Source organism: Bradyrhizobium sp. UFLA05-108 (assembly GCF_059803455.1).
Genome location: NZ_JBANAZ010000015.1, coordinates 55475 through 80097, shown reverse-complemented (window position 1 = coordinate 80097; position 24623 = coordinate 55475). Strand labels below are relative to the sequence as shown.

Genomic DNA, 24623 nt, shown 5'->3' with positions numbered 1-24623 from the left:
GGAGAAGTTGTGGGGACGCCGTCGATACGACGAAACGTCGCCGCAGTCACCGTCCCCTGAAATTCGCCACGCGCCGTTCTTCGGTCGCCTTCACGCCTTCCTTGAAGTCCTCCGTCGCCCGCAACCTCGTCTGCTCGGCGAGCTCGTGGTTCGTGGCGGCCATGACACGGTCGGCCAGTCCTGCGCGCATCGTGGCGCGCGTGGAGACGAGGCCGAGCGGGGAGCACTCGGCGATCTCGCCGGCGAGTCTCAAAGCGGCTGCCTTCACCTGGTCCTGCGGCACCAGCTCGTTGGCGAGGCCCCATTTATAAGCCTCTTCGCCGGTGACACGGCGGCTGGTGTAGAACATCAGCTCGGCATTGTTCTTGCCGATCAGCTCGGCCAGCGTGACTGTCAGGCCGAAGCCCGGGTGGAAGCCGAGCTTTGTGAAGTTCGCGGAGAAGCGCGCCTCCGGGCAGGTGACGCGAAAATCTGCCGACACTGCGAGCCCGAGCCCGCCACCGATGGCTGCGCCATGCACGGCGGCGACGATCGGCTTCCTGGCGCGGAAGATGCGCACGGCCTGGATGTAGAGATGGTTGATCGGCCCGAGGCTATCGGCCGGATCGCCTTTCGCCGCGCGCGCCTCCTGCTCCTGCCGCGCCGGGTCGTTGAAATTGGCGCCGGCGCAGAATGCCTTGCCCTGCGCCGAGAGCACGGAGGCGCGGATCTCGATGTCAGAATCGAACTCGTCGAGCGCGTCCGCGATCTGGTTGATCAGGGAGATGTCGAAGAAGTTGAGCGGCGGGCGGCGGATCTCGATGGTGCCGACATGCCCGACCTTCTCGACGCCGATATCCTTGTAGCTGCTCATTTTACCTCCAGTATCTCAGTAGCGAAGAACCACCTCTCCCATAGGGAGAGGTGACCGGAGCGTGTGGCCGAGGCTTCGAGTTCATCACTGTTAGCGCAGACCAAGTCCACGGGCGATGATGCCTCGGAGCACCTCGGTGGTGCCGCCCTGGATGGTGAGTTTCGGCGCGGTCTTGATGGCGAAATCGAGCTGCCGCTCCAGCGTCTCGCGATTGCTCGCAGTCTCCTCGACGAAGGCGGCGAGATCGCGCACGCGATGCGGCAGCTGCTGCTCCCACACGGTGCCGATGTCCTTGACGATGGAGGCTTCGACCACCGGCTCCTTGCCGGCCTGCAACATGCCGGCAACGGAAACCGACATGCGCCGCATGGTGTGAAGCTGCGCAACGAGGCGGCCGATGCCTTCGGCGCTGCGGTTATCCGGATCGTTGCCGACCGCGCGCACCAGCTCGGTCAGCACGTAATAGGTTTCGAGGAAGCGTTCCGGACCCGAGCGCTCGTAGGCCAGCTCGGATGTCGCCTGCTTCCAGGCGCCGTCGACTTCGCCCAGCACGTGATCATCCGGAATGAAATAGTCGGTGAAGACGACCTCGTTGAACTCGTACTGGCCGGTGATCTGGCCGATCGGGTTCACCTTGATGCCCGGCTGCTTCATCTTGACCAGGAACTGCGTCAGGCCGTGACGGCGGTTTTCCTTGGTCGGCTGCGAGGTGCGGAAGATCGCGATCATGTAGTCCGCGATATGCGCCGACGAAGTCCAGATCTTGGTGCCGTTGATGAGATAGCCGCCGTCCGTCCTGGTCGCCCGCGTCTTTGCTGCGAACAGGTCGGAGCCGGAGTTCGGTTCGCTCATGCCGATGGCGAAGCACAATTCGCCGCGGCAGATGCGCGGCAGGATCTCCATCTTGATGTGCTCTGGCGCGTATTTGAGCAGGATCGGTCCGCTCTGGCGGTCGGCGACGAAGAAGCGACGCGTCGGCGCATTCGCAACGCGCATCTCTTCCGTGACCACGTAACGCTCGAGGAAGGAGCGCTCATGGCCGCCGTATTTCTTCGGCCAGGTGATGCCGATCCAGCCGCGTTCGCCGACGCGGCGGGAAAATTCCGGCACGTCGGTGTCCTCGCGATTCGGCTTGAACGGGTTGAATGTGCCGCGGGCCATTTCTTCGGCAAGGAAAGCGCGCACTTCCTTGCGCAGTTCCTCGCATTTGGGCGGCAGGCGGATCGGATCGAAACGGAGGGCAGCGGTCATATGTCTCGTTCCCTCAACTCAGCGTGACGCCACCAGCGGCCACAATTCATCGGCGCCACGGTTTGCAACGAGCTTGCCGAGCTCGACGGCCCAATAGCTCTCCGAGCCGAAATCGTCGCGCCAGGCCAGCGCCCGCAGCGAGTAGCGATGCAGGATGTGCTCGATGGTGAAGCCGATCGCGCCGTGCACCTGATGCGCGATGGCGCCGCCCTTCTCGGCAGCTTCCGCGCAGCGGATTTTTGCGGAAGCGGCTTCGAGATAGATCTCATCGTTGAAGGCTGTCGCGCTCGCGATGGCATCGGCGGCGGAGGTCGCAGCGGCGAGCGCTGCTGCGGATTCGCCGGCAAGTCTTGCCAGGTTGTGTTGCACCGCCTGGAATTTGGAGATCTTCTTTTCGAAAGCGACGCGCTCATTGGAGTAGCGCACGGAAATGTCGAGCATGGATTCCAGCGCGCCGGCGATCTGGAGGCTGCGCGCCACCCCGCCCATCAGCATCACCGTAGCCTGGTCAAGGTGCTTTGGCGCGAGCTTGACGGTGATCGGCGCCACCTTGTCGAGCGTCACGATATCGCTGTCGTCGTAGCCGACATTGAGCCCGGCTTCGACCTTAGCCTTGCCGGCATCGACCAGCGCGATCGACACGCCGCTTGCGCCGTGTGCCAGCACCGCAAGATGTCTTGCCGTCTTTGCAAACGGCACGCCGCGGACGCGTCCTGAGAGCAAGCCGTCGGGATTGAGGGTGATGCGGTCCTTCGGGCTTGCCGGCAGCACCGTCATCTCGCCCTCGGGGGAAGCGATCTTCGCCTGCGCGAGCAGCCAGCCGGCGAGCATGGTTTCGGCCAGGGGAACCGCGATTGCAAAGCGTCCCGCCGCGTTGAGCAGCGCAAAGCCGTCGGCAAGACTCGCGCCCGAGCCGCCAAGATCCTCCGGCACCCAGGCCAAAGGCAGTCCGGCCTCGCTCAGGGCCTGCCACAGCGGCGCTTTCCACGCGTCCTTCTTGTCGTTGTTGATGGTTTGCGGATCGCCGAGATCGGCGAAGATTTTCTCCGCGGTCTCGACGACGATGTTGTCACTCTCCGCCACAGCGTTCCCCGTGTCTTGCCATTGGCGCGTCCGTCTTTTCGAGCGGTGCGCAGGCCTCTTCTTGCGCCCGATGATCGGAAAAAGCCACGGCCCTGACAAGCGTTGATCGCAGGTCCGCCTGCGGCGCGGGCATGGGCAAAAGGACTAATTCCGCTTTGCGGAGTTTGGTCGATTTGCAGCCATCCGCAAACTCGCTAAACAGGAACGCTGGCATTCAGAACAAGAGAGGATAACCGGATGGCAAAGGACGGCTTGTGCGCAATCGTGACGGGGTCCGCATCCGGTCTTGGAGCTGCAACCGCGGAAATTTTCGCGCGCGGCGGCGCGCGACTCGTCATCAACTATTCGTCGAGTCAGAAGGAAGCCGAGGCGACGGCGGAAGCCTGCCGCAAGGCAGGCGCGGCCGAGGTCGTGATCGCACAGGGGGACGTCTCACGCGACGAGGACTGCCGCGGGATCGTCGCGGCGGCGGAGGCCTGGGGCCGGCTCGATGTGCTCGTCAACAATGCTGGCACGACCAAGCACGTCGCTCATTCCAATCTCGATGGTTTGTCGGCGGAAGATTTTCAACGGCTCTACGGCGTCAATACCATCGGTCCGTTCCAGATGGTGCGCGCGGCGCGTAAGCTGCTCGAGGCTGGCGCGAACGCCTCGGGGCGGGCGTCAACGGTGGTGAACGTCTCCTCGGTTGCCGGCATCAGCGGCGTCGGCTCCTCGATCGCCTATGCCGCGAGCAAGGGCGCGCTCAATACCATCACGCTCTCGCTGGCGCGCGCGCTTGCGCCGCTCATCCGCGTCAACACGGTTTGCCCCGGCTATATCGACACGCCCTGGTTCACCAAGGGCCGTGGCGAGGATGCAGCCAAGCAGGTGCGCGACAACGTGGTCGCGAAGGTCCCGCTCAAGGTCGCCTCAAGCGCGGACGACATCGCGCAGCTCGTCTGCTTCCTCGCGACGCCGGCCTCCAGCAATATGACCGGCGAGATCGTGCGCATGGATGCCGGGGCGCATTTGATTTCGTGAGGGATGTCATTGCGCGTTTATGGCCGGCGCAAATTCCTCGCTGTCATCACCCGCGGGTGATCCAGTGTTCCAGAGACGTCAATCGCATGCGGAGAAGCCGCGCCGTACTCGATGCCCCGGTCAAGCCGGGGCATGACGACCGGAGTAGCGAGGGCCCGTTGTTTCCGCTCGCGACGGCTTACGCCGTTACCCCTTGATCACGCCGCTCGCCACCAGGCGGTGCCAGATGAACAGCACCACCACCGCGCCGATCGTGGCGGTGATGAAGCCGGCACCCTGGTCCAGGCTGTAATGGCCGATGGCCTGGCCGACAAACGTTGCGAGAAACGCGCCGACGATGCCGAGAACGGTGGTGAGGATAAAGCCCTGCGGATTTTTCGGTCCCGGCATCAGCCAGCGCGCGATGAGGCCGGCGATGAAACCGACGATGATGACCCAGATAATCCCGCCCATGTTCGCAACTCCCAGCTTTGATACGACTGAAATCGGAGCTCGATCAGATCCTGTCCGACAGCTCGTTCTCGGTCGGCAGCCGTCCGTCGGGCGTCAGGTGATCGACTACCTTCGGCAGATACTGGCTGAGACCGGACAGGAGCTCGTCGCGCGACAGGCCGCTCTGGGCCGACAGACTCTGGATCTGGTCGGCGCCGAGCGCATTGGCGAGATCGCCCGGTGCGATCGGCTTGTTCTCACCCTTGCCGACCCATGAATTCGCCGTTTCGCCATGGCCGCCTTGCTGGAGCTGGTTGAGGAGGTCGCCGAGCCCGCCGCTGAGCACGCTCCCGGCGGCACCGCCCGCGAGCAGGCCGCCGAGGCCGCCCTTGAGCACATCGCTGAGCCCCCCGCCGCCGGGTGCGCCGCCCGGAAGCGCTCCGCCGCCCGCATTCGCCTGCGTGGGCGGGGGCAACGGTGACGATCGCGGCGCGGCCTCGGGTTGGCCAGCGGTGAAATGCTTGAACGCTTTCCACGCCAACAGACCAAGGATTGCCATGCTCATCGGCGACATGCCGCCGGAGGACGATTCTTGCGAGCTCGGCGTGCTGGGGCCACGCGGGCCGTTCTGCATGCCGTTGAGGACGTCGAGTAGACCCATGGTGCTCTCCCGCTGAACATGCCCCGGGGCGAAAACATATGAGGCTCTCATGACGGTTACAAGGCGGTCGCACCGCAACCGCAGGGGACGATGGGCAAGCGGTGCGGCCTTTGCTATCGAAGGTCCGGTCAAGCGCAAGTACGGTCAACGCCGCTGTCGAAAGCGGCAAGCTGTTTGGGGAGCAGAGAGTAAGTGGTGACGGATCGACCGATCGCCGTTGCAGGCGCGGGGGCCATCGGCTGCTTCGTCGGCGGCATGCTCGCTGCCGCCGGCCGCCGCGTCGCGCTCCTGGTGCGGCCGCGGGTGAAGACCGAAATCGAACGGTTCGGCCTGCGCCTGACCGATTTCGACGGCGCTGAGCGGCGGCTCTCGGCAGGACAGCTCGCGCTGTCGGAAGATGCATCGATTTTTCACAGTGTTGGCGTGGTTCTGGTGACGGTGAAGAGTGCCGACACGGCCGAAGTCGCCGAGCTGATCGCCCGGCACGCATCGGAGGATGCCGTCATCGTTTCCTTGCAGAACGGCGTCGGCAATGTGGGAATCTTGCGCCATAGACTGCCGGGGCGGCGCGTGCTCGCGGGCATGGTGCCGTTCAACGTGATCGCAATGGGCGAGGGACGCTTCCACCGTTCGACCTCTGGCGACATTCATGTCGAGAAGGATGAGGCCGATACGGCTGCGAGGTTGTCGGTGCCGGGCCTTGCGATGCGCGCGAGCCCCGATATCGCCGGCGTGCAGTGGGGCAAGCTGATCATCAATCTGAACAACGCGCTGAGCGCGTTGTCCGACATGCCGCTTGCCGCGCAGCTTGCGAGCCGGGATTGGCGAAGATTGTTTGCGGACCAGATGGCCGAGGGGCTCGCGGCGATGACGGCGGCGGGGATCAACCCGGTGTCGGCGACGCCGATTCCGCCGCGCTGGACGCCGACGCTGCTGCGACTGCCCGACATGATCTTCAACGTGATCCTCGGGCGAACCATGAAGATCGACCCAGAGGCACGCTCCTCGATGTGGCAGGACCTGAAGCAGGGCCGCAAGACCGAGATCGACTATCTGCAAGGGGCGATCATCGCGCTGGCGGACCAGCATCGGGTGGACGTGCCGCTGTGCCGCCGCATTGCTGCGCTGATCAGGGAGGCAGAAAGCGCAGGGCAAGGCCCGCCGCGCCTGACGCCGCAGCAGATCCGGGGCGGTGCGTGAGCATTGGGCCGACCGGAGAGTGCCGATGAAGCCTGTTCCGACGATGGCGATTGCAGCTGCGATGCTCTGCGGTGTATCCACGCTTGCACAAGCCCGTCCACCCACCGTCACACCGTCGCCCGGCTATGACAGGCGGTTGCAGGAAAGCCGGTCGGCGATTGGCGGTACGGCGACGACGGTTGCGCCGGCCGGTCGGCAGACGACCGCGCACAAGCATTCAAGGAAGAAGCATACGAACTGATGGCGTCGTAGGGTGGGCAAAGCAGCCATCCTTGCTCGAAGGGCGAGGATGGAAGCGTGCCCACCGCTTCTGGCGCAATCCTGGAAAGAATGGTGGGCACGGCGCGCGAAGTGCGCGCCTTTCCCCCTACGGCATCGGCGCGGAGACGCGGCAGTCAGCCCTTCTTCGGCTTGCTTGGCGTCGGGCTGAACAGTTTCTTCAGTTCGTTCAAGCTTTCCGACAGCCGCGGCCATTCGCAGGAGAACAAGCCCTTGGTGCATGCTTTCGGCCGCAGCTGCTTCGGCCGCTCGACCGGAACCGGCACGCGCGCGGGTTCGGTGCGCAATGCGACCTGCTGGACTTGCTCCTGCTGTTGCTGTTGCTGCTGCTGTTGCTGTTTGGCGGCGGCTTCGGCAGCCAGATTGGCGCGGCGCTGATTGGCGAGATAGGTGGCGTAGGATTCGTCGATCTTCTTCTGTTCCTCCGGCGTCGGATTGGGACCGGCGATATCAAAGCTGCGATCCTGGAGGAAGTCGTAGTAGGTGTATCCGCCTCCTGCCTTGCGGCGGCCGGCGAATTTGGCGTTGCATTCGGCAAGCGCAGCCGTCTTCTCCTGCTTGGTTGCGTATTTCTCGGCCCGATCGGCGCATTCCTCGAAATCGCCCGGCGCACGCTTCCACCATTGCGCGTGGGCATGCGCGGGCATCAGCAGGGCGAGCCCCGCAATCAAGCCAAGCAACAATCTCGCGCTACGCGAAGCGATCACGAACGACACTCAACGGATGCAATCTTTGTGGAGGTCAATTGAATCAATCGAATTTTCGCCTGTTTCCAGCGACTTGTCACCCGTGGAACCCGACATTTTCATGGCTGCATTGCTGACATTTTTTGCTTGACGTGGCCGGTCGGGCACAGCGGCATGGCACGTGATGCGCTTAGAATTGCAGGAGGCTTCAAGTCAAGCCTTCGCGTGGAGAGGATTTTTGGCGATGGGATGGCGGACATTCATTGCAACCGTCGCGTTGGCGCTGTTGTCGTATCACGCGAATGCCGCCGATGAGGACGCGCCCAACCGCGCGCCGGTGAAGACGGTCGCCGATGCCCGCCTTGCGGTTGGCGATCAGGGCGTCCTGCCACTTTATCTCTCCAGCGATTGGATGCTGCCCCTGCCGTCGATCACCCGCGCCGTCATCGTGCTGCACGGGCGCTTGCGCAATGCCGATGTCTATTACAAGTCGGCGCGGACGGCGCAGGCGGCGGCCGGCGACGAGGGCCGGGCCACCATCATGATCGTTCCACAGTTTCTGGCGCAGATCGATGTCGATGCGTACAAGCTGCCCGACGAGACGCTGCGCTGGTCGCTGGAAGGATGGGAGGGCGGCGAGGCCGCGCTCGCGCCGAACCCGGCCTCCTCGTTCGAGGCGCTCGATGCGATCCTCGCTAGGCTCGGCGATCGGCGCATCTTCCCGAATCTCAGGCAGGTCGTGGTGGCCGGTCATTCCGGCGGCGGCCAGGTCGCGCAGCGTTATGCGATCGCGGGCAGGGCCGAGGCGACGCTGTCGCGCCAGCACATCGAGGTGCGCTACGTCGTCGCCAATCCGTCATCCTATGCATATTTCAGCAGCGAGCGGCCCGATCCGTCGATCGCCGCCTCCTGCGCCGGCTACGACAATTGGAAATACGGCATGGAAGGACGACCGCCTTATCTCGGCGACGCCACGCCCGCCGCGCTCGAGCAGCGCTATGTTGAGCGCGAGGTGATTTATCTGCTCGGCACGCTCGATACCAACCCCGAGCATCCGGCGCTGGACAAGAGCTGCATGGCGCGCGCGCAAGGACCCTATCGCTATGCCCGCGGCCACGCCTATGCGGACGCGATGGCCAGGCGCGACCACGGCACGCCCAATCACAAGCTGTTCGACGTTGCGGGCGTCGGCCATGACGGCGACAAGATGCTGACCTCGAAGTGCGGCCTCGCGGCATTGTTCGATCTGCCGGGCTGCACGGCAGATCGTTGACTGTACGAGGTTCGGGTGTCCGCGCCGGTGATCGCTGCGCCATCGTCATTGGAGGGGACGGCTGAAGTGGTAGCGCTGCGGAGCGTTCCGTAGGAAGCGGTTTTCGTCGAGACCGCCAAGTTCGAATTGTCTGTTCAGCCATTTGTGGAAGGTGAAATCGAACCCATTGCCGTCAAACGCGAATTCGTAGAAGCCTTGCTCCGACGCATATTCGGATGCGCTCGGGCAGCAGAAGAAGATGACCTGATGATTGGCGTCCGGTGCCAACTCGGACGCTCCGAAGTCGTGGGCCCGGAACTCCTTGTGCTCGTGGCCGAACAGCACGATATGGATGCCGGCCTTGATACAGTACTCTTTGAATTCGGCAGCGTTCTCCATCAGCGTGGTACGATGGCGGTCGAAAGGGTGATGATGCAGAAGCGCGACCCTCACGCAATTGGAATAGCGGACGTGCAACTCCTCGCCGCCGAGGCTGCGAACAACGCCGCTGGCCTCGATCGCGCGTGCTTGGTTCATGAACGCATCCAGCGTGCCGTGCTCGACCCGGCCGCGCGCTAGCCGGTTCCACCACCAGAATCGGGCAAAGGCTCCGGGCGTCGAGTCAAAGACGAAGAAAAGAACAGCCGGCTCGTCCGGCTCGTTCGCAGTGCCTGGCCTGCGAAGGCCGACCACATAGGGGTAGTTGGACGGAAGCCCAAAGGCTCTTTCAAAGGCGGCACCCTGTTCTTGAAAACCTGCCCAGCTGCGAGTCCAGCGATCGTGGTTGCCGGGCAGGAGAAGACGCCGCTGCACATCGGCATTCAGTCCGAGCGTGTAGACCTGCCTCGGTGCCCCCGCACCAACCTCGGCGTCCTCGATATAGGACAGGCAAGTGGCAAATGATCCGGCTGATCCGTCGGTCGAGAGGTCTCCGGTGCACAGGAAGATGTCAAGCCGGCCGTCCAGGCGCTGCAGTCGATCCAGCTGCCGCGCCAACGTGACCAGGCGGCTAAAGGAATGGCATTTCGCGCGACCTTTCTCGTAAAATGCTCTTTTTTCCTGCGTCAGACGGCTGACAAAATGGAAATCAGAAAGCTGAACGATTCTGCCGATGGTCATTCCTACGGCCCCAAATCTCTGATCAAATGCTAAGCGGGACGAAGTCTGGCGCTGCTCTCCGGTGGTGGTTCCAACACGACGTCCACTCGAGAAATGACCTTCTTCTTATACGCAAGTCCGTCCGACAGCACGATGCTGTAGGACAACGGAGCACGGAAGCTTGCGACGATCTGCAACGTTTCGAGCTGTCGTTGGGTACGTTCTCGCGCAGCACTCCATCCCGGCAAAGCAAGCCTGAAATGATCGAGCTGCGACGCAGTCACGCTGGACAATTCAGACAGGAGCCGCTGGACAATATCGACCTCTGGAGTCGGAGGCCGCGGTTCAGCGATGTGCACCATACCGATTTCCACGATCGAGTCCCCGTCAGACCCAAGGCGCTTGTCCAGGCTGGTTTCGATCAAGAAAAGAGCGAGTTCGGATAACTCGCGACCGAGCCCACTCGACCTTTCGATCGCTTCAACGATCTCCATTCTCGAGGTCCAATCATCGCTGAAATGGTCTGCCGTGCTTATTTGAGTGATCTCGCCGGAGGCGTTCAGCTCCGATCCAGACCGTACCCGGCGCATGACGGACTCGCCAACGCAATTCACAAGCGCCGTGAGGACGGCGTCGCGCTCGATCGGCAGAAGGGGGCGACGCGTCAGGCGCAGAACGAAGCCGTCAAAGAGCGTCGGAAGCAAGTCGGTCAAGAACATGACAACTCACCATTCGCGCGTTCCGCGTCCTGTATACTCCCGCAGGTTTATTGCGCCAATCATATATTCTGGGGCCGTTGAAAGCTGGTTGGCCTCATCCGTGATATCGGACGATCTCGGCTGGCTACCGGGCGCGGTAGGCTAAAACTCTATCGTCGCTGTGGATTGCAAAAACCGAGCCGGTCGTTATTGGTTTCGAAAGCGATTTCATAATCCCCTGTTTCGGTCAAAGCTTTCTGATGTTCATTCATGCTGAGGTTACTTCAAGTGATTATGAGGAATTGCGCATTCATCCTGCCTGGCGTCTTCCTTCTGCTTGTCTCTGGAAACGACGAGGTTGGGTCGTTGGAGATCCGGCGTCTTGGTCCCGACCGCGCGTCAACTTCCATTTACAATGGCCATGAGGCCATCAACAATCATCTCATGCAGACGCTAGTCACCGTTGCCTCGGCCGATGGAGGCCGGCGAATGACGGAAGAGGCGTACGCAGAAGCCAACGGTTTCTCCTTAGACGAGGTCGGAGACCGTTTTGCGGCAAGTGGAGTCTTACGATGCCCAGGTGGAGCTAGCAGCGCCCAAGTGACCGGAGCGCGCGACGTGATCACGACGGCGGCTCACGCGTTTCGGGACGATTGCAAGCTTCGAACGCCGCCCGACAAGTGTATATTCGAGTACTATTTGGGAGCGGAAAGGCGGACTGTTCCGTTGTCGGAAGCCCTATGGATGGGCACATGCCTCGATAGTGCACCAAGAGCGGTCAGCGGCGATTGGGCGGTCGCAAAACTCGAATTTCCCGCGGAAGTGAGGCCTTACGAAATCTATGAGCAGCCTGAAATTCTCATGGAGCTGGAGCGTGTCCTGGCGGTTGTCGGTTATGACATCGAAGCCACAGGAAAGACGGACAAGTACGGGCCGTTCAACAAGACGATACAGGAGTGCCAAATACGCGACGTAAGGGATTGGTGGACGTTTGAAACGAACTGCGAGTTCACAGTTGGGGCATCAGGCAGCGCCCTGTTTCGTCTGTTGGGTCATCGAATGACCCTGTTTGGCGTCGTTAGCGGAGACTATCGAGATAAGGAATATTGCCCACGAGGCGGCTGCGAGTTCAAGAGTCGAAAATGGTCCAGCGTGCACGTTACCTTGAAGGGTGAGTTCAAAGACCGCCTCTTGGCCGCCGTGCGTCTGTCTGCAGTAAAATAGAACGTTGAACTGCACCGCGGATCGGTAAGCCGCGGGCACATGCCGCCTGCGGACAATGAGGTCGCCTCTCCGGGCTCGTCGTCCCCGGTCAGGTGTCGCCCACGACGGACCTGATGTCAGGCGATCTTGCCGACGATCTTGGTCATTTCCGCGCCCGAAAACGCGCGTAGAGTCTCCGTGCGGACATTGCCGAGTGCGCCAACACTGACGCTGAGCGACATCGCCGCCGCCTCATCTGGAGCCTCGAGAAGGGTCACAAAGTCATATCGCCCTTGCGTCCAGACCAGCTCCTTCACGGTCACGCCGAATGTCTTCGCCATTTCCTTGAATGCGTCGGCCCGCTTCGGCGAATCCTTGACGTTCCGGATTCCCTGATCAGTAAAGTTTCCCAGCACGACATAGGCCACCATGGTCGTCCTCCCTGGTTAGAACCCAATACAAGTCTCGCATGAGGAAACCGCGGCCGAGCTTGCCACAGCGGCTGACATGCCGCCACCTGCCCATTGGGGAACGTCAGCGGGCGTGACTTATCGGGTCAGGACGAGGGCCGCGCAAAGCTGAGTTCGTGGCCATCGGGGTCGGTGAGATGGAAGTAGCGCTCGCCCCATTCGGCGTCTCGTGGCGCGGTTGACGGCTGCCATCCGGCGGCGAGCGCGCGCTGGTGGATGGCATCGACGTCGGCGACGTAGAAGATGACGCGGCCCCACCAGGACCAGCGCTTGTCCTCGGGCTGGGCGATCAGGTTGAGATAGCCGGGGCCGGCGCGGAAGCTCGTGAACGCCTGGGCTTCGCCGCCGTGCAGGACGTCGAAGCCCAACGAACGGTAAAAGCCGACGGCACGTGCCATGTCATGGGTGGCGAGGGTAATGGCACTGATGCTCTCGATCATGGTGGCGCTCCCGATGGACTAAATCTGTTAGAGCGGGGATGAAACGATTGACGATGGTCAATGTTTCGCCTTGCGGGAGAAACGGAACATCCAACAGGCGGGAGGTCTTGATGCGAATGCCTACAATGCCGGATGGCGCGTTACCGAAACCCGGAACGGCCGACGCGATCGCGCTCGGCTGCACCTGCGCCGTGATCGCCCATGACTCCAAGACGGATGAGCTGGAGCCGTCCGGGATGCTGGTCGCCCCTGACGCGAATTGCCCGGTTCACGGGACGGCGGCCCAGCTCGAGGAGCATGATTGAGACCGCCGCCTTGCCGCCCTTTCGGCGCATCGCAACGCTGGCGATTTGCGACCTCGTGTCCGATGAATTGCAAGAATTAAACTGGGCACTGCAACATCAACGGCGCTGACGGAAATTACGAATTGGACGCGCCGAGCAAATCACGAACTATTTGTAATTAAGAACGCAACAATTTAACCAACGAGGTATCGAAATCTGGAAGACGGCCAGACTAACAGGCTTTAAAGTCAGCGACTTCCGGATGCACTCTGGCTTTTCACTGCCGAGAGAAGCAACGCGACTTCGCGGAATGCTCTTTTACGGTCCGCGTACAAAATACATTGGAACGTGGTCAGATGACCCGCCCCAATGATTCTTTCAGGGCTCTCCTGTGTGCTCATCGTTGAAGATGAGTACTTTCTCGGAGATGATCTCACGCCGGCCGTACGGATTCAAGCATTGCGGATTTCGGATGGCACATCATTAGGGCTCACTTCATGGCAATTGCCGTACGTGCAGTCCGATCGAAGGAAGCATTCTAGCCACGACCCATCAGCCTGCTTTAGCCATTTGATCGGCGGTTTATTGCAACCCGCAACTCGGTCAATTACAGCATTCATTCCTGGCCCCGACAGAGAGGTCCTCGCACTTGCCTTTTTTGCCTTCTTTGCACCGCGCTTTTTCACCTTCTTGGCCATCATTGTCCTCCGTTCAAAATTTTCCTTCTGGAAGAGGGGATTGATCCTATTGTCCTAGTGCGCTTTTGAAGCCAGTCGTAATGCCGCTGGTTAGCTGCGAAGCAATATGCGTGCTTTCACCGATCGGGATTAAGAAATTTCCGCTCTGTGTTGTGTCGAGCGGCGCGAAGGTGACGACGAGGTCATGCTTGCGATTCCGCAAAGCCGACAGCAAATTGCCGCTTTGATTGAACGTCGCTCTCACAAGTTTCCATGCGGGAGTAATGCTCCCGCTAGTGTCGATTTCGAAAGTTACTTGATGCGAAAGAACGTTCTGCTTGCCGACGCTTGTGATTTGCCCGGTCGCAACACCGTTGACCATCGCATCGAGCCATTCTGCCAATTTCAGGTCGCTCTGGATCAGCAATGAATCGATTGGTGCCGTGGTGTCACGCTCGCATTTTCCGTTTGGGCCCAAATAGAGTTCGCTCACTTTGTAATAGAAATTCACTTTATCGACGCGAGTTGCATCTGCTGATCCGTTAAATGCGCCGCTCAAAGTGAATATTGAAGAAGGTGGCGACGGGGGCAACCAGAGAGCGGTTGGATTGGCCGTCGACTTCTCTTCGAGTTGGATAGTGAGAGCGACTTGGGCGCCCCACTTGCGCAAGAAGAGAGCATCAAACGAACTTGCTCTCGCATTGAGAACCTTGGTGACTGCATCCTCAAGTTCGCAATGAACGCTCCGAACGATTGCCTGCACCAAGGCATTGTTGGAGGCATACGACCCGCCGTTCGGAAAGTCTCGGATCTCCGGGACCCGCAACCCACAACCCGCGAGCACGCAACTGGCGGCTAGTGCAATCAAATTGATTCCGGGCCTCAACATGCTGCTTCCCCCGGGATAAAAATCTACGTGTGTAGGCCTCCGCGAGGCGCTAAAGGCCCCTTGCTTCCAACCAACTTCAAAATCAACCCAAAATGGGCGGTTGTTATCGAGCGCCTTTCGACCTAAGCGCGCAACACGTAAAAGTTGGCTTGGATAGTTTTTTGAATGTCCTGTTGTAAGCCCGCAACAGCATGCGCGATCGTAGCTAAATTCTTGGCGCCTGAGGAATTTGCTACAAATATCATCAGATGTGCATATTTTCCGGTGCCTTGGATCCCAGATCGAGCTCCACGCCGAGATCACGCATCTTCGCATTTATCGCTTGAATGGCGGCGCGGCGGCTTTTCTGCGCGGCGGTCACATCAAGACCCGGTGCCGGATTTTGGGGAAGGTCATCCATAATGCGATCGTGATTTATGAGCGGTTTGAAACGCAAGTTGTCGAGCTCAGGACCCGTTATTCCCAACACTTCACTGGAGATAGAGATCAGCTCCTGAAGGCGCATTCTTATCTTTTGAAGGGCCTCTAGGTCACGCGCGAGCCCTGCGTTTGTGAACTTATTCAGGAGGTCTTCCCAAACGTGATACGTTACTAGGAAAGTATAGAGGCCGTGCGCCCAGCTGGACTCCGTGCTGCCATAAAAGGCCCGACGAACAAGCAGCTTCCGTGCGAAGTTTATCGCCTCAGCCCTCTTCATCTCCGCCTTGGCAGACATTTCGACCGCGACTTGGAACGCCGGGTCACGGTAAATATCGCGCCCGACTGGCAACCTGATCGTGCCGTTTGGCAGACCGATGTCTACTACGTTAAACGTGCCGGCATTTTTGGCGCGATTAAACCTGAGGATCTCCAGATTATACCGAACTCGGCGATTGCTGAATGTTGAATCGAAGTGAACTATGTTGAAGCCGGCGTCATCGCCACCGTGCCCGGTCGAGGAAGGACACGAGAGGACGTAAAGGTCTTGCCAGAAGTCTTCGTCTTCTTCGGCTCTCGCATAGAGATGACGCGGGATTGAATAGCGGGTGAGACCTTGAACGTGCCGATGCCCGTGAAGAATGAGGGTGGATTGAACTGAAATTGCTGCCGATAAAAAAGTGGCGGGACTCATGAGGTACATGAGTGGCTCGTCGGGTATTCCGAGGACCGTCTTCCCTTCTCCAGCCGCCTGCGGCAAGGGATGGTGGTGAAGAGCTAAGACGCGCATCACCGCAAGCTCTTGGCTCACCCTTTGTGGGGTAGCCACTTTCAGGCCAAGTGCAAGATTGAGCGAATTTGCGACTATTGCGTTATATGTAGCTTGCTCAATCCCACCCATCGCAGCCAAGCTCGCCGCATTCGAGTCAAGAAGGACTAGATCAAGCCCCGAGTTTGGATAGTAGTGATTCTCCGAATGACGAGGTAGAGACAGCTCTTGATATATTTCGTCGTTCTTGAACACGATGCCGTTCATCTTCACATCATGGTTGCCAGCGATTGCTCGAATGTCGGTGAATGCCCCGGTTGCTTTGAATTTTTCGATCGCGCTCTTCGCCTCTTTGAAGGCATTCGACGAAGGGCTATCCACCAAGTCGCCTGTGATTAGCAGGATGCGGTCAGGCGCATCTGCAAATGCCCGCATCTTGTCTTGTATGCTGGAGGCTAGAACGTCGATGGCGCCTGAGTATTTGCCCTTCCCATCGAGGTGAAGGTCGGAAATTTGCACGATAACAAACGATCGACCCGTCATAACCAGCCTCCCAATAAGGTCTCCGCAGCAAACAACCTTCCGCACTCAATCTAAATCTCGCTGCAACGAGCAGCCTGTGTCTGGCGGTCAAGAAGCCGATAGCTACATGCCCCGACCTTCAACTATCGGTTTCGCCATCGCGCGCAGTAAACCGCCGAAATGCGTGGCAGGATAGCTCACGTTCGCTTGAACTGTAGCTCCCCTTTCGGCTATTAGTGGCTTGCGCAGCGGAGCAAATTCGGAGCAAAATCAAATCGCTCCCAAAATTCCGTGAGCAATATCAATGCGGTCCCGTAGCTCAGCCGGATAGAGCGGCGGTTTCCTAAACCGTAGGTCGGATGTTCGAGTCATCCCGGGATCGCCACTCTCACTTTGTCCAGCCCGCAGTCGTTCAGAGGTAAGGCGCGTCTTTTCGGCTTCATCGCTCGATCGACACGTTTGATCGCCTGGAATTCGCACTGCGATGCGGTTTGCGTCACCGGCGCAAAAATTGCTACAGCGAGCGGAGCAGCCCTTGCGCCCTGGCCCGCGCCCGCGGGTCGCCATGCCTCATTGACCCACCCGGAGATGACGATGCCTTTTGACTTGATCCTGCGCGGCGGACGGGTCGTTGACCCCTCGCAGAAGCTCGACGCGGTGACGGATGTCGCGTTTTCGGGCGGCAAGGTCGCGGCGATCGGCAGCGGGCTCAAGGCGGATCCGGGCACCGATGTGCGCGACGTTTCTCGCTACATCGTAACTCCCGGCCTGATCGATTTGCACACCCATGTCTATTGGGGCGGCACCTCACTCGGCATCGATGCCGAGGAGTTTTGCCGTCTCTCCGGCGTCACCACCGCGATCGACACCGGCAGCGCCGGCCCCGGCAATTTTGCCGGCTTTCGCAAGCATGTGATCGAGCCGAGCCAGGTCCGCATCCTCGCCTATTTGCACGTCTCGCATGCCGGCATCTTCGGCTTCTCGCACAAGGTGATGGTCGGCGAGAGCGAGGAGCTGCGGCTGATGAACCCGATCGATGCCGCCAAGGTGGCGGATGCCAATCGCGACCTCATCGTCGGGATCAAGGTGCGCGTCGGCCTGCACGCCTCGGGTACTTCGGGGATCGTGCCGCTCGACATCGCGCTCGAAGTGGCCGAAGAGGTCGGCATGCCCCTGATGGCGCATATCGACCATCCGCCGCCGAGCTATGAAGAGGTGCTCGCGCGGCTGCGCCCGGGCGACGTGCTCACCCATGCCTTCCGGCCGTTCCCGAATACGCCGGCGACCGCGCAAGGCACGGTCAAGAAGGTGGTGCTGGAGGCGCGCGAGCGCGGTGTGATCTTTGACATCGGCCACGGCAAGGGTTCGTTCGCCTTCAAGACCGCCCGCGCGATGCTGGCGAACGGTTTCTATCCGGACACCATCTCCTCCGACATTCATTTGCTCTGCATCGACGGTCCGGCCTTCGATCAGGTGACGACCATGTCGAAATTCTTGTGCATGGGGATGTCGCTGTCCGACGTGGTCGCTGCCTCGACCGTCAACGCCGCGATGGCGCTGCGCCGCCCCGAGCTCGGCAGCCTCAAGGTAGGCAGCGTCGGCGACGCCACGCTGATCACGGTTCGCGAAGGGCAGTTCGATTATGTCGACGTTGTCGACGAGCACCTGACGGGTAGCCAGAAAATCGTGTCCGAGGGCGTCGTCATCGGCGGCCGTTGGTGGCATCCGAAGTAGGGTGAGATTTTCGCCTCTCCCCGCAAGAGCGTGGCGAGGAGCGAAGCTCATTCATTCTTGTCCACATTCCAGAACATCGGCGTAGCCGGGCCGTCGATCACGCCGGTGAGCGATTTGCGCCATGCGCTCGGCGCCTGGAATTGGCCGAGCGGGACGTAGATCACCTGATCGTAGGCCTCCTTCTGCACCTCGAGCGCGATCTTCTTCTGCTCTTCCGGCGAGGTGGCGCGGGCAAAGGCGTCGCGCAGTTGCTCGAGCTTGGGATCCTCGGACCAGCCGAACCAGCCACCCTCCTTGCCCTTGCCGACCATCGCGCCATTGACGAGCGGGTTCATCGAGTCGGCGGCGCCCTGGTAGGTGAAGAACATGTTCCAGCCGCCTTCCTTCGGCGGCTTCTGGTTGGCCCTGCGGGTGACCACGGTCTGCCAGTCCATCGCCTGAAGATCGACCTTGAAGCCGGCCTCGCGCAGGAGCTGTGCGACCACGATCGGCTGGGCTTTCAGCAGGATCTGATCGCCCGGCGCCAGGATCACGACGGGCGTGCCGTCGTAGCCGGACTCGGCCAAGGCCTTCTTGGCTTCCGCCATGCCGTTGCCCTTGATCAGGCTCTCGCCGCCCTCGTCGCTGGCGAACGGGGTGTCACAAATGAAGAATGCGCCGCAGAGCTTGTAGTATTTGGGGTTGCCGATCTGCGCATCGAGCACGTCCTTCTGGTTGATGGCGAGCATCGCGGCGCGGCGGATCTTCACATTGTCGAACGGCGGATGCAGGAAGTTCATCCGGCCGAATGATTGGAAGCCGAATTTGTTCAGGATTGCGATGTTGATGTCCGGGTTGGACTCGAGCACAGGCAGCAGGTCGAACGGCGGCGTTTCAACGAAATCGACATCGCCGGATTGCAGCGCGTTGAGCGCGGTCTGGGCGTCCGGCATCGTCAGCCACTCGACACGGTCGACCTTCACCACCTTGCCGCCCGATGTCCATTCGGCCGGCTCCTTGCGCGGCACGTAGTCGGTGTTCTTTTCGTAAACGGCTTTCACGCCGGGCTGGAATTCGGCAGCCACGAACCTGAACGGGCCGGAGCCGATCTGCTCCGGAATCTGTTTGCTGATCGGGGTCTCCGCAAGTCGCTTGGGCATCATGAAGGCGCAGATCGACGATGGCTTGGCGATCGTCTCCAGCACGAGGCCATAGGGCTCCTTCAGCTTGAGGACGATCGTTTTGGCGTCGGGAGCCTCGATGCCTGCCGTGAAGTCCATCAGCTTGCGCGCCATGCCGTCGACGCTCACGCCCCAGCGTTTCAGCGAGGCGACGCAGTCCTCTGCCGTCACCGGCGCTCCGTCGTGCCATTTCAGGCCGTCGCGCAACGTGAATGTGTAGGTCAGCTTGTCCGCGGAGATCGTCCAGTCGGCCATCTGCGGCCGCACCTTGAAGCTGGAGTCGATGCCGAGTAGCGTATCGTAGACCATGTAGCCATGGTCGCGGGTGATGATGGCCGTCGTAAAGCCGGGATCGGTGACGCGAAGGTCCGATTGCATTACCGCAGTCAGGACCTTCTTTCCGCCCGCGGCAGATGCAAGCGACGTCCATGCAACGGGAAGTGCCGATGGCGCAACAGCCGCAAGCTGAAGCAGTTTCCGGCGCGAGACGTGAACCATTCGCTGTTCTCCTGACCTGACGCAAACGAAACCAGATGGCGGCTGCCGATAGGGCAGCGTATGGCGGGGAGCCACACGTGACAAGCAGGGTTGCTTCCACCGATCTGAATTCGTTTGCGACCAAGCAAGGGCCGTGCCGCCGGAGCCGGCGGCGCGAGCAGTTGCCGAAGGTCGTCTCGCTTTTGACGGACGCGCGTCAGTCCCGTCCTGCTTCCATGATCGCTCGCGCCAGCCGGGCCGGATCGGAGAAGCACAATTCATGGCTGCCCGGCACCTGAAGCAGGCGGAACAGCCCGAGCTTCTCCGACAACCGCGGATGCCAGGGATAGCCGTGCGGCAGCGCAGTATCCTCGGTGCAGTTGATGTAGGACTTCGCCAGTTGCATCTCGGCCGGGTTGGTCTTCAGCGCGACCTTGTCGCTGAACGTCTTGAGCGGATGCGGATTGAGGATATCGTAGGCCTTCCGGGCCAGTTCGAGATCGGCATCGTTGATGAATGCCTCGCGCCAGATCGGGAATGGCAGCACCACGGAGCCGTCACCGCGCTCGGCGGCAATCGCCTCGAACAGGCCGAGATAGTGCGGCGGCACCATGTCGTTGAGCGACTCGCCGTTGTTGGGGACGAAGGCATTCCAGTAGATCAGCCGGCGGATGCGCTCCGGCACGAGGTCGGCGACCCCCGTGATCACCATGCCGCCATAGGAGTGGCCGAGCAGGATCACGTCCTTCAGATTGTTCTCGGCAAGATAATCGGCGATGGACTGGATCGCCTCCTGGAGCCCTGTGGTCTTGGCGTCGCCCGGCCGGTTGCCCCTGATCGTGGGGGTATGGACGGTGTGGCCGGCGGCACGAATGGGGGCGGCGACGGGCTCAAGCTCGGCTCCGGTGTGCCAGGCGCCGTGGACGAGGACGTAGGTCGACATATTGTAGCTCCTCCGCAAGGATGGTTAGATCGGCGCGGCAATCACCGGCCAAAACCTTGCCGACTGAACGTCGGTCGTTGCCTTTGTTGCAGCCATATTGAGCCGGCCGGGGATCGGTCCGCTTGGCTGGCGCTGAACCGGATTGGTCTCGGAGCGAACTGATGGAGCAGGTCAATCCAGCAAGCCGGCCGCGGCACTTCGTCTGGAATACGGCCGAGGCGCGCCCGGCCGAGCAGTTTTCCTTCTACCGTGAGGCGATCTGCCAGGCGTTCATGAACCTGACGCCGGAATCGGCGACGACGTCGTATTTTCCGGCAAAGGTGGAGACGATCAGGTTCGGCGCCGGCGCGGTCAACCGCGTGGTGTTTCCCGAGCATACCGTGCATCGCTCGCGCAGCGATATCGCGGCCTCGAACGAGAGCTGCTTCTATCTCAACTTCAAGCTCGCCGGCCGCTGCCGCATCGTGCAGGGGGATCGCGACGTCAGCCTGTCGCGCGGCCAGGTCGGCATCTGCGACAGCGACCGCGAGGTGAGGTTGCTGCATGACCGCGGCCCGACGTTGGAGGTCGCTTCGTTCTGGGTGCCCTCGCGCGCGCTGCGCGACCGCCTGCCGCCGGGCTTCGATTTCGAAGCCGAGCGCGTCTCCGATGATCCTCATGTCGGCCATCTCATCGTCGGGACGGCGCGCGCGCTCAACGCCGGCGCCTTGCGAATGACTGAGGAGGACAGCGTGCGCCTGTTTGGCGTGCTGCTCGATCTCGTGGCGCTCAGCTTGTCGCGCCGCTCGCGCGCGCAAGTCGCGGAAGCGGCGAGCTTTGCGGATGCCACGGTGCTGGCGCTGCGCCGCGCCATCCACGAGCGACTGCGCGAGCCAGGGCTGACCGTTGCGGCGGTCGCGGGTGCCGTCGGCATCAGCGAACGCTATGTGCACAAGCTGTTCGAGCGTTCCGGTACGACGTTCTCCGATTACATCATGGAGCGCCGGCTCGACGGCGCCGCGGCAGATCTGCGAGATCAGGCCGTGGCAGGTCGCGAGATCGGCACGATCGCGTTCGACTGGGGCTTTTCGGACCTCTCCCACTTCACGCGGCGCTTCAAGCAGCGCTTTGGTTGTCGGCCGCGCGACTGGCGCAACTCGTGAGCGGATGCGATAGGGCTACAGCGACCGCGCGATCAACAGCTTCATGATCTCGTTGGTGCCGCCATAGATCTTCTGAATGCGGGAATCGATGAAGATGCGCGAGATCGGATATTCCTGCATGTAGCCATAGCCGCCGAACAGCTGGAGACATTCGTCGGCGGTCTCGACCTGCTTTTCCGAGCACCAGTATTTCGCCATCGAGGCGGTGACGGTGTCGAGATCCCCGGCGACCAGGCGCTCGACGCACCAGTCGACGAAGACGCGGGCGATCATCGCTTCGGTCTTGCGCTCGGCGAGCTTGAACGCGGTGTTCTGGAATTCGAGCAGCGGCTTGCCGAAGGCGGTGCGCTCCTTGGTGTAATCGGCGGTGAGTTTGACGGCGCGCTCCATCGAGGCAACGGCGCCGACCGCGAGCGCGAGGCGCTCCTGCGGCAGTTGCTGCATCAGTTGCACGAAGCCTTGCCCCTCTTCGTTGCCGAGCAGGTTTTCCGGCGGCACCGTAACGTTGTCGAAGAAGAGCTCCGAAGTATCGGAGGCATGCAGGCCGATCTTGTCGAGGTTGCGCCCGCGGCGATAGCCGTCCGCGCCTGCGGTCTCAACCACGATCAGCGAGATGCCCTTGGCACCAACCTCGCCGGTGCGCGCGACGACGATGACGAGGTCGGCGGCCTGGCCGTTGGTGATGAATGTCTTCTGGCCGTTGATGACGTAGGAGTTGCCCTGTTTCTTCGCCGTGGTCTTGACGCTCTGCAGGTCCGAGCCAGTGCCCGGCTCGGTCATGGCGATGGCGCCGACCATCTCGCCCGAAGCCATCTTCGGCAGCCAGCGCTGCTTCTGCTCCTCCGACCCGTAATTGAGGATGTAGTGCGCGACGATGGCGCTGTGCACGGAGACGCCGGTCGTTACCTCCGGCACCGTGCTCTCGATATCCTCCAGCACCGCGGCATCGTAGGCGAAGGTCGCGCCCAGGCCGCCATAGGCTTCGGGCACGCTCGGCAACAGCGCGCCCATCTCGCCGAGCCCGCGCCAGGCCGAGCGGTCGACCATCTTCTGCGCACGCCACTTCTCGGCGTGCGGCGCGAGGTCCTTGGCGAGGAACTTCCGGAACTGGTCGCGGAAGATTTCGAGCTCTTCGGTCATCCAGGAGGAGCGGTAGGACATGAAAACTCCGGTCGGCGGTGCGACTGTTTTTGGTACTCCGGTGAAGGCGGGCAATTATTGTGTTTTCAGGCTGCGCCGGTGGCGCTACCAAGGCAACCGGATTCGAGCCTTTGGGGGTGTGTGATTTTGACCGCCGAAACGACTGAGCTCAAGACCACCGAGCTCAAGATTGATATCGACCGCGCGGGCGCCGTCTCCGCACTGTTGACGATGCCGGACAAGCCGCGCGCCTGCTACGTCTTCGCGCATGGCGCGGGCGCGGACATGCGGCATTCGTTCATGGAGAAAGTCGCGGCCGGTCTCGCCGATCGCGGCATTGCGACGCTGCGCTACAATTTTCCCTACATGGAGAAGAAGCTGGGACGGCCCGACACGCCGATGATCGCGCACGCTGCCGTTCGAACGGCGGTCGAGGAAGCGGCGCGGCTCTGCGCCGGTCTTCCGCTATTTGCCGGCGGAAAATCGTTCGGCGGGCGCATGACCTCGCAGGCGCAGTCCAAGGCGCCGCTGCCCGGTGTGCGCGGGCTCGCCTTCCTCGGCTTTCCGCTGCATGCCGACAACAAGCCTTCAATTGAGCGCGCGGCTCATCTGTCTGGAATAGAGATCCCGATGCTGTTCCTGCAAGGCACGCGCGACCGGCTCGCCGATCTCCGCTACCTCGAACCCGTGATCGAGGGGCTCGGCCCGAAGGCCAGGCTGCACGAGGTCGCCGGCGGCGATCACTCCTTCGCGGTGTTGCGGAAGTCCGGCCGCAGCAATGAGGAGGCGATGGAAGAGGTGCTCGATACGCTCGCGGCGTGGATCAACGAGTTCGTCTGAGCCTTCGCGCGGTCATCCGGCATAAAGCCCTTTGTCGCGCGCCTTCTGGATCGCGAGCGCTGCGATCAGGTCGAGCGACGGCGTCGAGAGGCCTGCGGCGTGGGCAAAGGCGGCCGGGGCCTTCACTAGCACGTCGATCTCCATGGCGCGGCCGAGCTCGTAGTCCTGGAGCAGCGACGGCTTGTGATTGGGCGCCGGGCCGCTCCGCGTCATGCGCTTGACCTCGGGGATGTAATGCTGCGCGATCTCGTTGGCCTCGTTGAGCAGGCGCGGAATGACATCCGTGAAGGCGGGGTCGTTGCGCACGCCGCGCGCAGTCAGGCCCGTGAGCAGGCACAGCACCGTCAGCGACATGTTGGTCAATAGCTTTGACCAGATCGCCTCGCGGATGTCGGAGACAGGCGGTGATTCGAGTTTTGCGTCGTTCAGGGCCGTGCGGAGCTGCGCGATGCGCTCGCTGTTGCGGTCGTCGCACTCACCGACCAAGAGCCGGTTGCGGTCGGCCGAGAGGTTTTCGACGATGCCGGGTTCGACCACCTCGTTGGAGGAGAACACGACGCCGCCGATGATCCGCTCTTTCGCGATCGCCTTGCGAAGCCGCGCACCGGGATCGAGGAAGGCGAGGTCAGGTGGGGCGGGGTGCCGCGGCGGTAATCCGATATTGTACCACCAGGGAATGCCGTTCTGTGCGAACACGATCGCGGTCTCTTCGCCAAGCAACGGGGCGATGCCGGTGACGAGGCCCGGCAGGCCGGTTGCCTTCAGGGTAGAGATCACGACGTCCTGCGGCCCGAGCAGAGCCGGATCGCCGGAGGCGCGGACCTTGGCACAAACTTCCGCCTCGCCGACGCGCAGCTTCAGCCCGTTGGCGCGCGCTGCCTCCAGATGCGGCCCGCGCATGACGCAGGAGACCTCATGGCCGGCGCGTGCAAGCCGCACCGCAAGGTGGCTGCCGACGGCACCCGCGCCGAAAATGCAAATACGCATGATATGACCGCCC

The 24623-nt window shown here is 61.7% G+C and carries 25 protein-coding genes and 1 tRNA gene; 10 read left to right on the top strand and 16 right to left on the bottom strand.

Features of this window, described 5'->3' with window-relative positions; translation table 11 throughout:
- Positions 1–46: 46 nt before the first annotated feature.
- The 3 genes from SO140_RS13910 to SO140_RS13900 all read right to left on the bottom strand — a co-directional run bounded on the left by SO140_RS13910 (position 47) and on the right by SO140_RS13900 (position 3187).
- The gene (locus SO140_RS13910) at positions 47–853 is read right to left on the bottom strand and encodes an enoyl-CoA hydratase/isomerase family protein (RefSeq protein WP_449381135.1); all 807 of its coding nucleotides are present in this window, start codon (positions 851–853) and stop codon (positions 47–49) included.
- Positions 854–943: 90 nt separating this feature from the next.
- On the bottom strand, positions 944–2104 hold the full coding sequence (locus SO140_RS13905) for an acyl-CoA dehydrogenase family protein (RefSeq protein WP_449381136.1): 1161 nt from the start codon (positions 2102–2104) through the stop codon (positions 944–946).
- An 18-nt stretch (positions 2105–2122) separates the two neighbouring features.
- On the bottom strand, positions 2123–3187 hold the full coding sequence (locus tag SO140_RS13900) for an acyl-CoA dehydrogenase family protein (protein WP_449381137.1): 1065 nt from the start codon (positions 3185–3187) through the stop codon (positions 2123–2125).
- A 237-nt stretch (positions 3188–3424) separates the two neighbouring features.
- Between SO140_RS13900 and SO140_RS13895 the strand changes: the two genes are divergently transcribed.
- A complete protein-coding gene (locus tag SO140_RS13895; protein WP_449381138.1) occupies positions 3425–4210 on the top strand; it encodes an SDR family NAD(P)-dependent oxidoreductase in 786 nt (261 codons plus the stop codon).
- A 186-nt stretch (positions 4211–4396) separates the two neighbouring features.
- Here SO140_RS13895 and SO140_RS13890 read toward each other — a convergent pair whose 3' ends face one another.
- Together SO140_RS13890 and SO140_RS13885 are read right to left on the bottom strand one after the other, a co-directional pair.
- On the bottom strand, positions 4397–4663 hold the full coding sequence (locus tag SO140_RS13890) for a GlsB/YeaQ/YmgE family stress response membrane protein (RefSeq protein ID WP_449381139.1): 267 nt from the start codon (positions 4661–4663) through the stop codon (positions 4397–4399).
- Between the two features lie 43 nt (positions 4664–4706).
- Entirely contained in the window at positions 4707–5303 is a 597-nt protein-coding gene (locus tag SO140_RS13885) for a YidB family protein (RefSeq protein ID WP_449381140.1), read from the bottom strand.
- Between the two features lie 192 nt (positions 5304–5495).
- On the opposite strand from SO140_RS13885, the gene SO140_RS13880 reads away from it, so the two are divergent.
- A complete protein-coding gene (locus tag SO140_RS13880) occupies positions 5496–6503 on the top strand; it encodes a 2-dehydropantoate 2-reductase (protein ID WP_449381141.1) in 1008 nt (335 codons plus the stop codon).
- 25 nt (positions 6504–6528) lie between these two features.
- Positions 6529–6744 carry a hypothetical protein gene (locus tag SO140_RS13875; RefSeq protein WP_449381142.1) on the top strand — a complete coding sequence of 72 codons (216 nt, stop codon included), beginning with the start codon at positions 6529–6531 and terminating at the stop codon, positions 6742–6744.
- A gap of 154 nt (positions 6745–6898) precedes the next feature.
- Here SO140_RS13875 and SO140_RS13870 read toward each other — a convergent pair whose 3' ends face one another.
- Positions 6899–7498: a hypothetical protein gene (locus SO140_RS13870; RefSeq protein ID WP_449381143.1), complete on the bottom strand. Its 600-nt coding sequence runs from the start codon at positions 7496–7498 to the stop codon at positions 6899–6901.
- Positions 7499–7712: 214 nt separating this feature from the next.
- Here SO140_RS13870 and SO140_RS13865 point away from each other — a divergent pair, with 214 nt between their 5' ends.
- Complete coding sequence (locus SO140_RS13865) at positions 7713–8741, top strand: alpha/beta hydrolase (RefSeq protein ID WP_449381144.1); 1029 nt, start codon at positions 7713–7715, stop codon at positions 8739–8741.
- A gap of 45 nt (positions 8742–8786) precedes the next feature.
- Here SO140_RS13865 and SO140_RS13860 read toward each other — a convergent pair whose 3' ends face one another.
- Entirely contained in the window at positions 8787–9839 is a 1053-nt protein-coding gene (locus tag SO140_RS13860; RefSeq protein ID WP_474799607.1) for a metallophosphoesterase family protein, read from the bottom strand.
- 29 nt (positions 9840–9868) lie between these two features.
- A complete protein-coding gene (locus SO140_RS13855; protein ID WP_449381146.1) occupies positions 9869–10537 on the bottom strand; it encodes a hypothetical protein in 669 nt (222 codons plus the stop codon).
- Between the two features lie 468 nt (positions 10538–11005).
- Between SO140_RS13855 and SO140_RS13850 the strand changes: the two genes are divergently transcribed.
- Positions 11006–11740, top strand: a complete 735-nt coding sequence (locus SO140_RS13850; protein ID WP_449381147.1) for a hypothetical protein — start codon at positions 11006–11008, stop codon at positions 11738–11740.
- A gap of 116 nt (positions 11741–11856) precedes the next feature.
- Here the strand turns inward: SO140_RS13850 and SO140_RS13845 are convergent, their stop codons facing one another.
- Together SO140_RS13845 and SO140_RS13840 are read right to left on the bottom strand one after the other, a co-directional pair.
- Positions 11857–12150: a GYD domain-containing protein gene (locus SO140_RS13845; RefSeq protein WP_449381148.1), complete on the bottom strand. Its 294-nt coding sequence runs from the start codon at positions 12148–12150 to the stop codon at positions 11857–11859.
- 125 nt (positions 12151–12275) lie between these two features.
- Positions 12276–12629 carry a VOC family protein gene (locus SO140_RS13840; protein WP_449381149.1) on the bottom strand — a complete coding sequence of 118 codons (354 nt, stop codon included), beginning with the start codon at positions 12627–12629 and terminating at the stop codon, positions 12276–12278.
- Positions 12630–12739: 110 nt separating this feature from the next.
- On the opposite strand from SO140_RS13840, the gene SO140_RS13835 reads away from it, so the two are divergent.
- Positions 12740–12934, top strand: coding sequence for a hypothetical protein (locus SO140_RS13835; protein WP_449381150.1), 195 nt, complete (start codon positions 12740–12742; stop codon positions 12932–12934).
- Between the two features lie 723 nt (positions 12935–13657).
- Here the strand turns inward: SO140_RS13835 and SO140_RS13830 are convergent.
- Both SO140_RS13830 and SO140_RS13825 read right to left on the bottom strand, forming a co-directional pair.
- On the bottom strand, positions 13658–14479 hold the full coding sequence (locus SO140_RS13830) for a hypothetical protein (RefSeq protein ID WP_498542724.1): 822 nt from the start codon (positions 14477–14479) through the stop codon (positions 13658–13660).
- Between the two features lie 244 nt (positions 14480–14723).
- Complete coding sequence (locus tag SO140_RS13825) at positions 14724–16208, bottom strand: metallophosphoesterase family protein (protein WP_449381152.1); 1485 nt, start codon at positions 16206–16208, stop codon at positions 14724–14726.
- Between the two features lie 287 nt (positions 16209–16495).
- Between SO140_RS13825 and SO140_RS13820 the strand changes: the two genes are divergently transcribed.
- Positions 16496–16572, top strand: a tRNA-Arg gene (locus SO140_RS13820).
- 209 nt (positions 16573–16781) lie between these two features.
- A complete protein-coding gene (locus tag SO140_RS13815) occupies positions 16782–17921 on the top strand; it encodes an amidohydrolase/deacetylase family metallohydrolase (RefSeq protein WP_449381153.1) in 1140 nt (379 codons plus the stop codon).
- 47 nt (positions 17922–17968) lie between these two features.
- Here SO140_RS13815 and SO140_RS13810 read toward each other — a convergent pair whose 3' ends face one another.
- Together SO140_RS13810 and SO140_RS13805 are read right to left on the bottom strand one after the other, a co-directional pair.
- A complete protein-coding gene (locus tag SO140_RS13810) occupies positions 17969–19579 on the bottom strand; it encodes an ABC transporter substrate-binding protein (protein ID WP_449381154.1) in 1611 nt (536 codons plus the stop codon).
- 196 nt (positions 19580–19775) lie between these two features.
- A complete protein-coding gene (locus SO140_RS13805) occupies positions 19776–20501 on the bottom strand; it encodes an alpha/beta hydrolase (protein ID WP_449381155.1) in 726 nt (241 codons plus the stop codon).
- 161 nt (positions 20502–20662) lie between these two features.
- On the opposite strand from SO140_RS13805, the gene SO140_RS13800 reads away from it, so the two are divergent.
- On the top strand, positions 20663–21643 hold the full coding sequence (locus SO140_RS13800) for a helix-turn-helix domain-containing protein (protein ID WP_449381156.1): 981 nt from the start codon (positions 20663–20665) through the stop codon (positions 21641–21643).
- Positions 21644–21658: 15 nt separating this feature from the next.
- Here the strand turns inward: SO140_RS13800 and SO140_RS13795 are convergent, their stop codons facing one another.
- Positions 21659–22804, bottom strand: a complete 1146-nt coding sequence (locus tag SO140_RS13795; RefSeq protein ID WP_449381157.1) for an acyl-CoA dehydrogenase family protein — start codon at positions 22802–22804, stop codon at positions 21659–21661.
- Positions 22805–22930: 126 nt separating this feature from the next.
- Here SO140_RS13795 and SO140_RS13790 point away from each other — a divergent pair, with 126 nt between their 5' ends.
- The gene (locus SO140_RS13790) at positions 22931–23623 is read left to right on the top strand and encodes an alpha/beta hydrolase family protein (RefSeq protein WP_449381158.1); all 693 of its coding nucleotides are present in this window, start codon (positions 22931–22933) and stop codon (positions 23621–23623) included.
- A 12-nt stretch (positions 23624–23635) separates the two neighbouring features.
- Here SO140_RS13790 and SO140_RS13785 read toward each other — a convergent pair whose 3' ends face one another.
- Positions 23636–24610 carry a ketopantoate reductase family protein gene (locus SO140_RS13785; RefSeq protein ID WP_449381159.1) on the bottom strand — a complete coding sequence of 325 codons (975 nt, stop codon included), beginning with the start codon at positions 24608–24610 and terminating at the stop codon, positions 23636–23638.
- Positions 24611–24623: the final 13 nt, after the last annotated feature.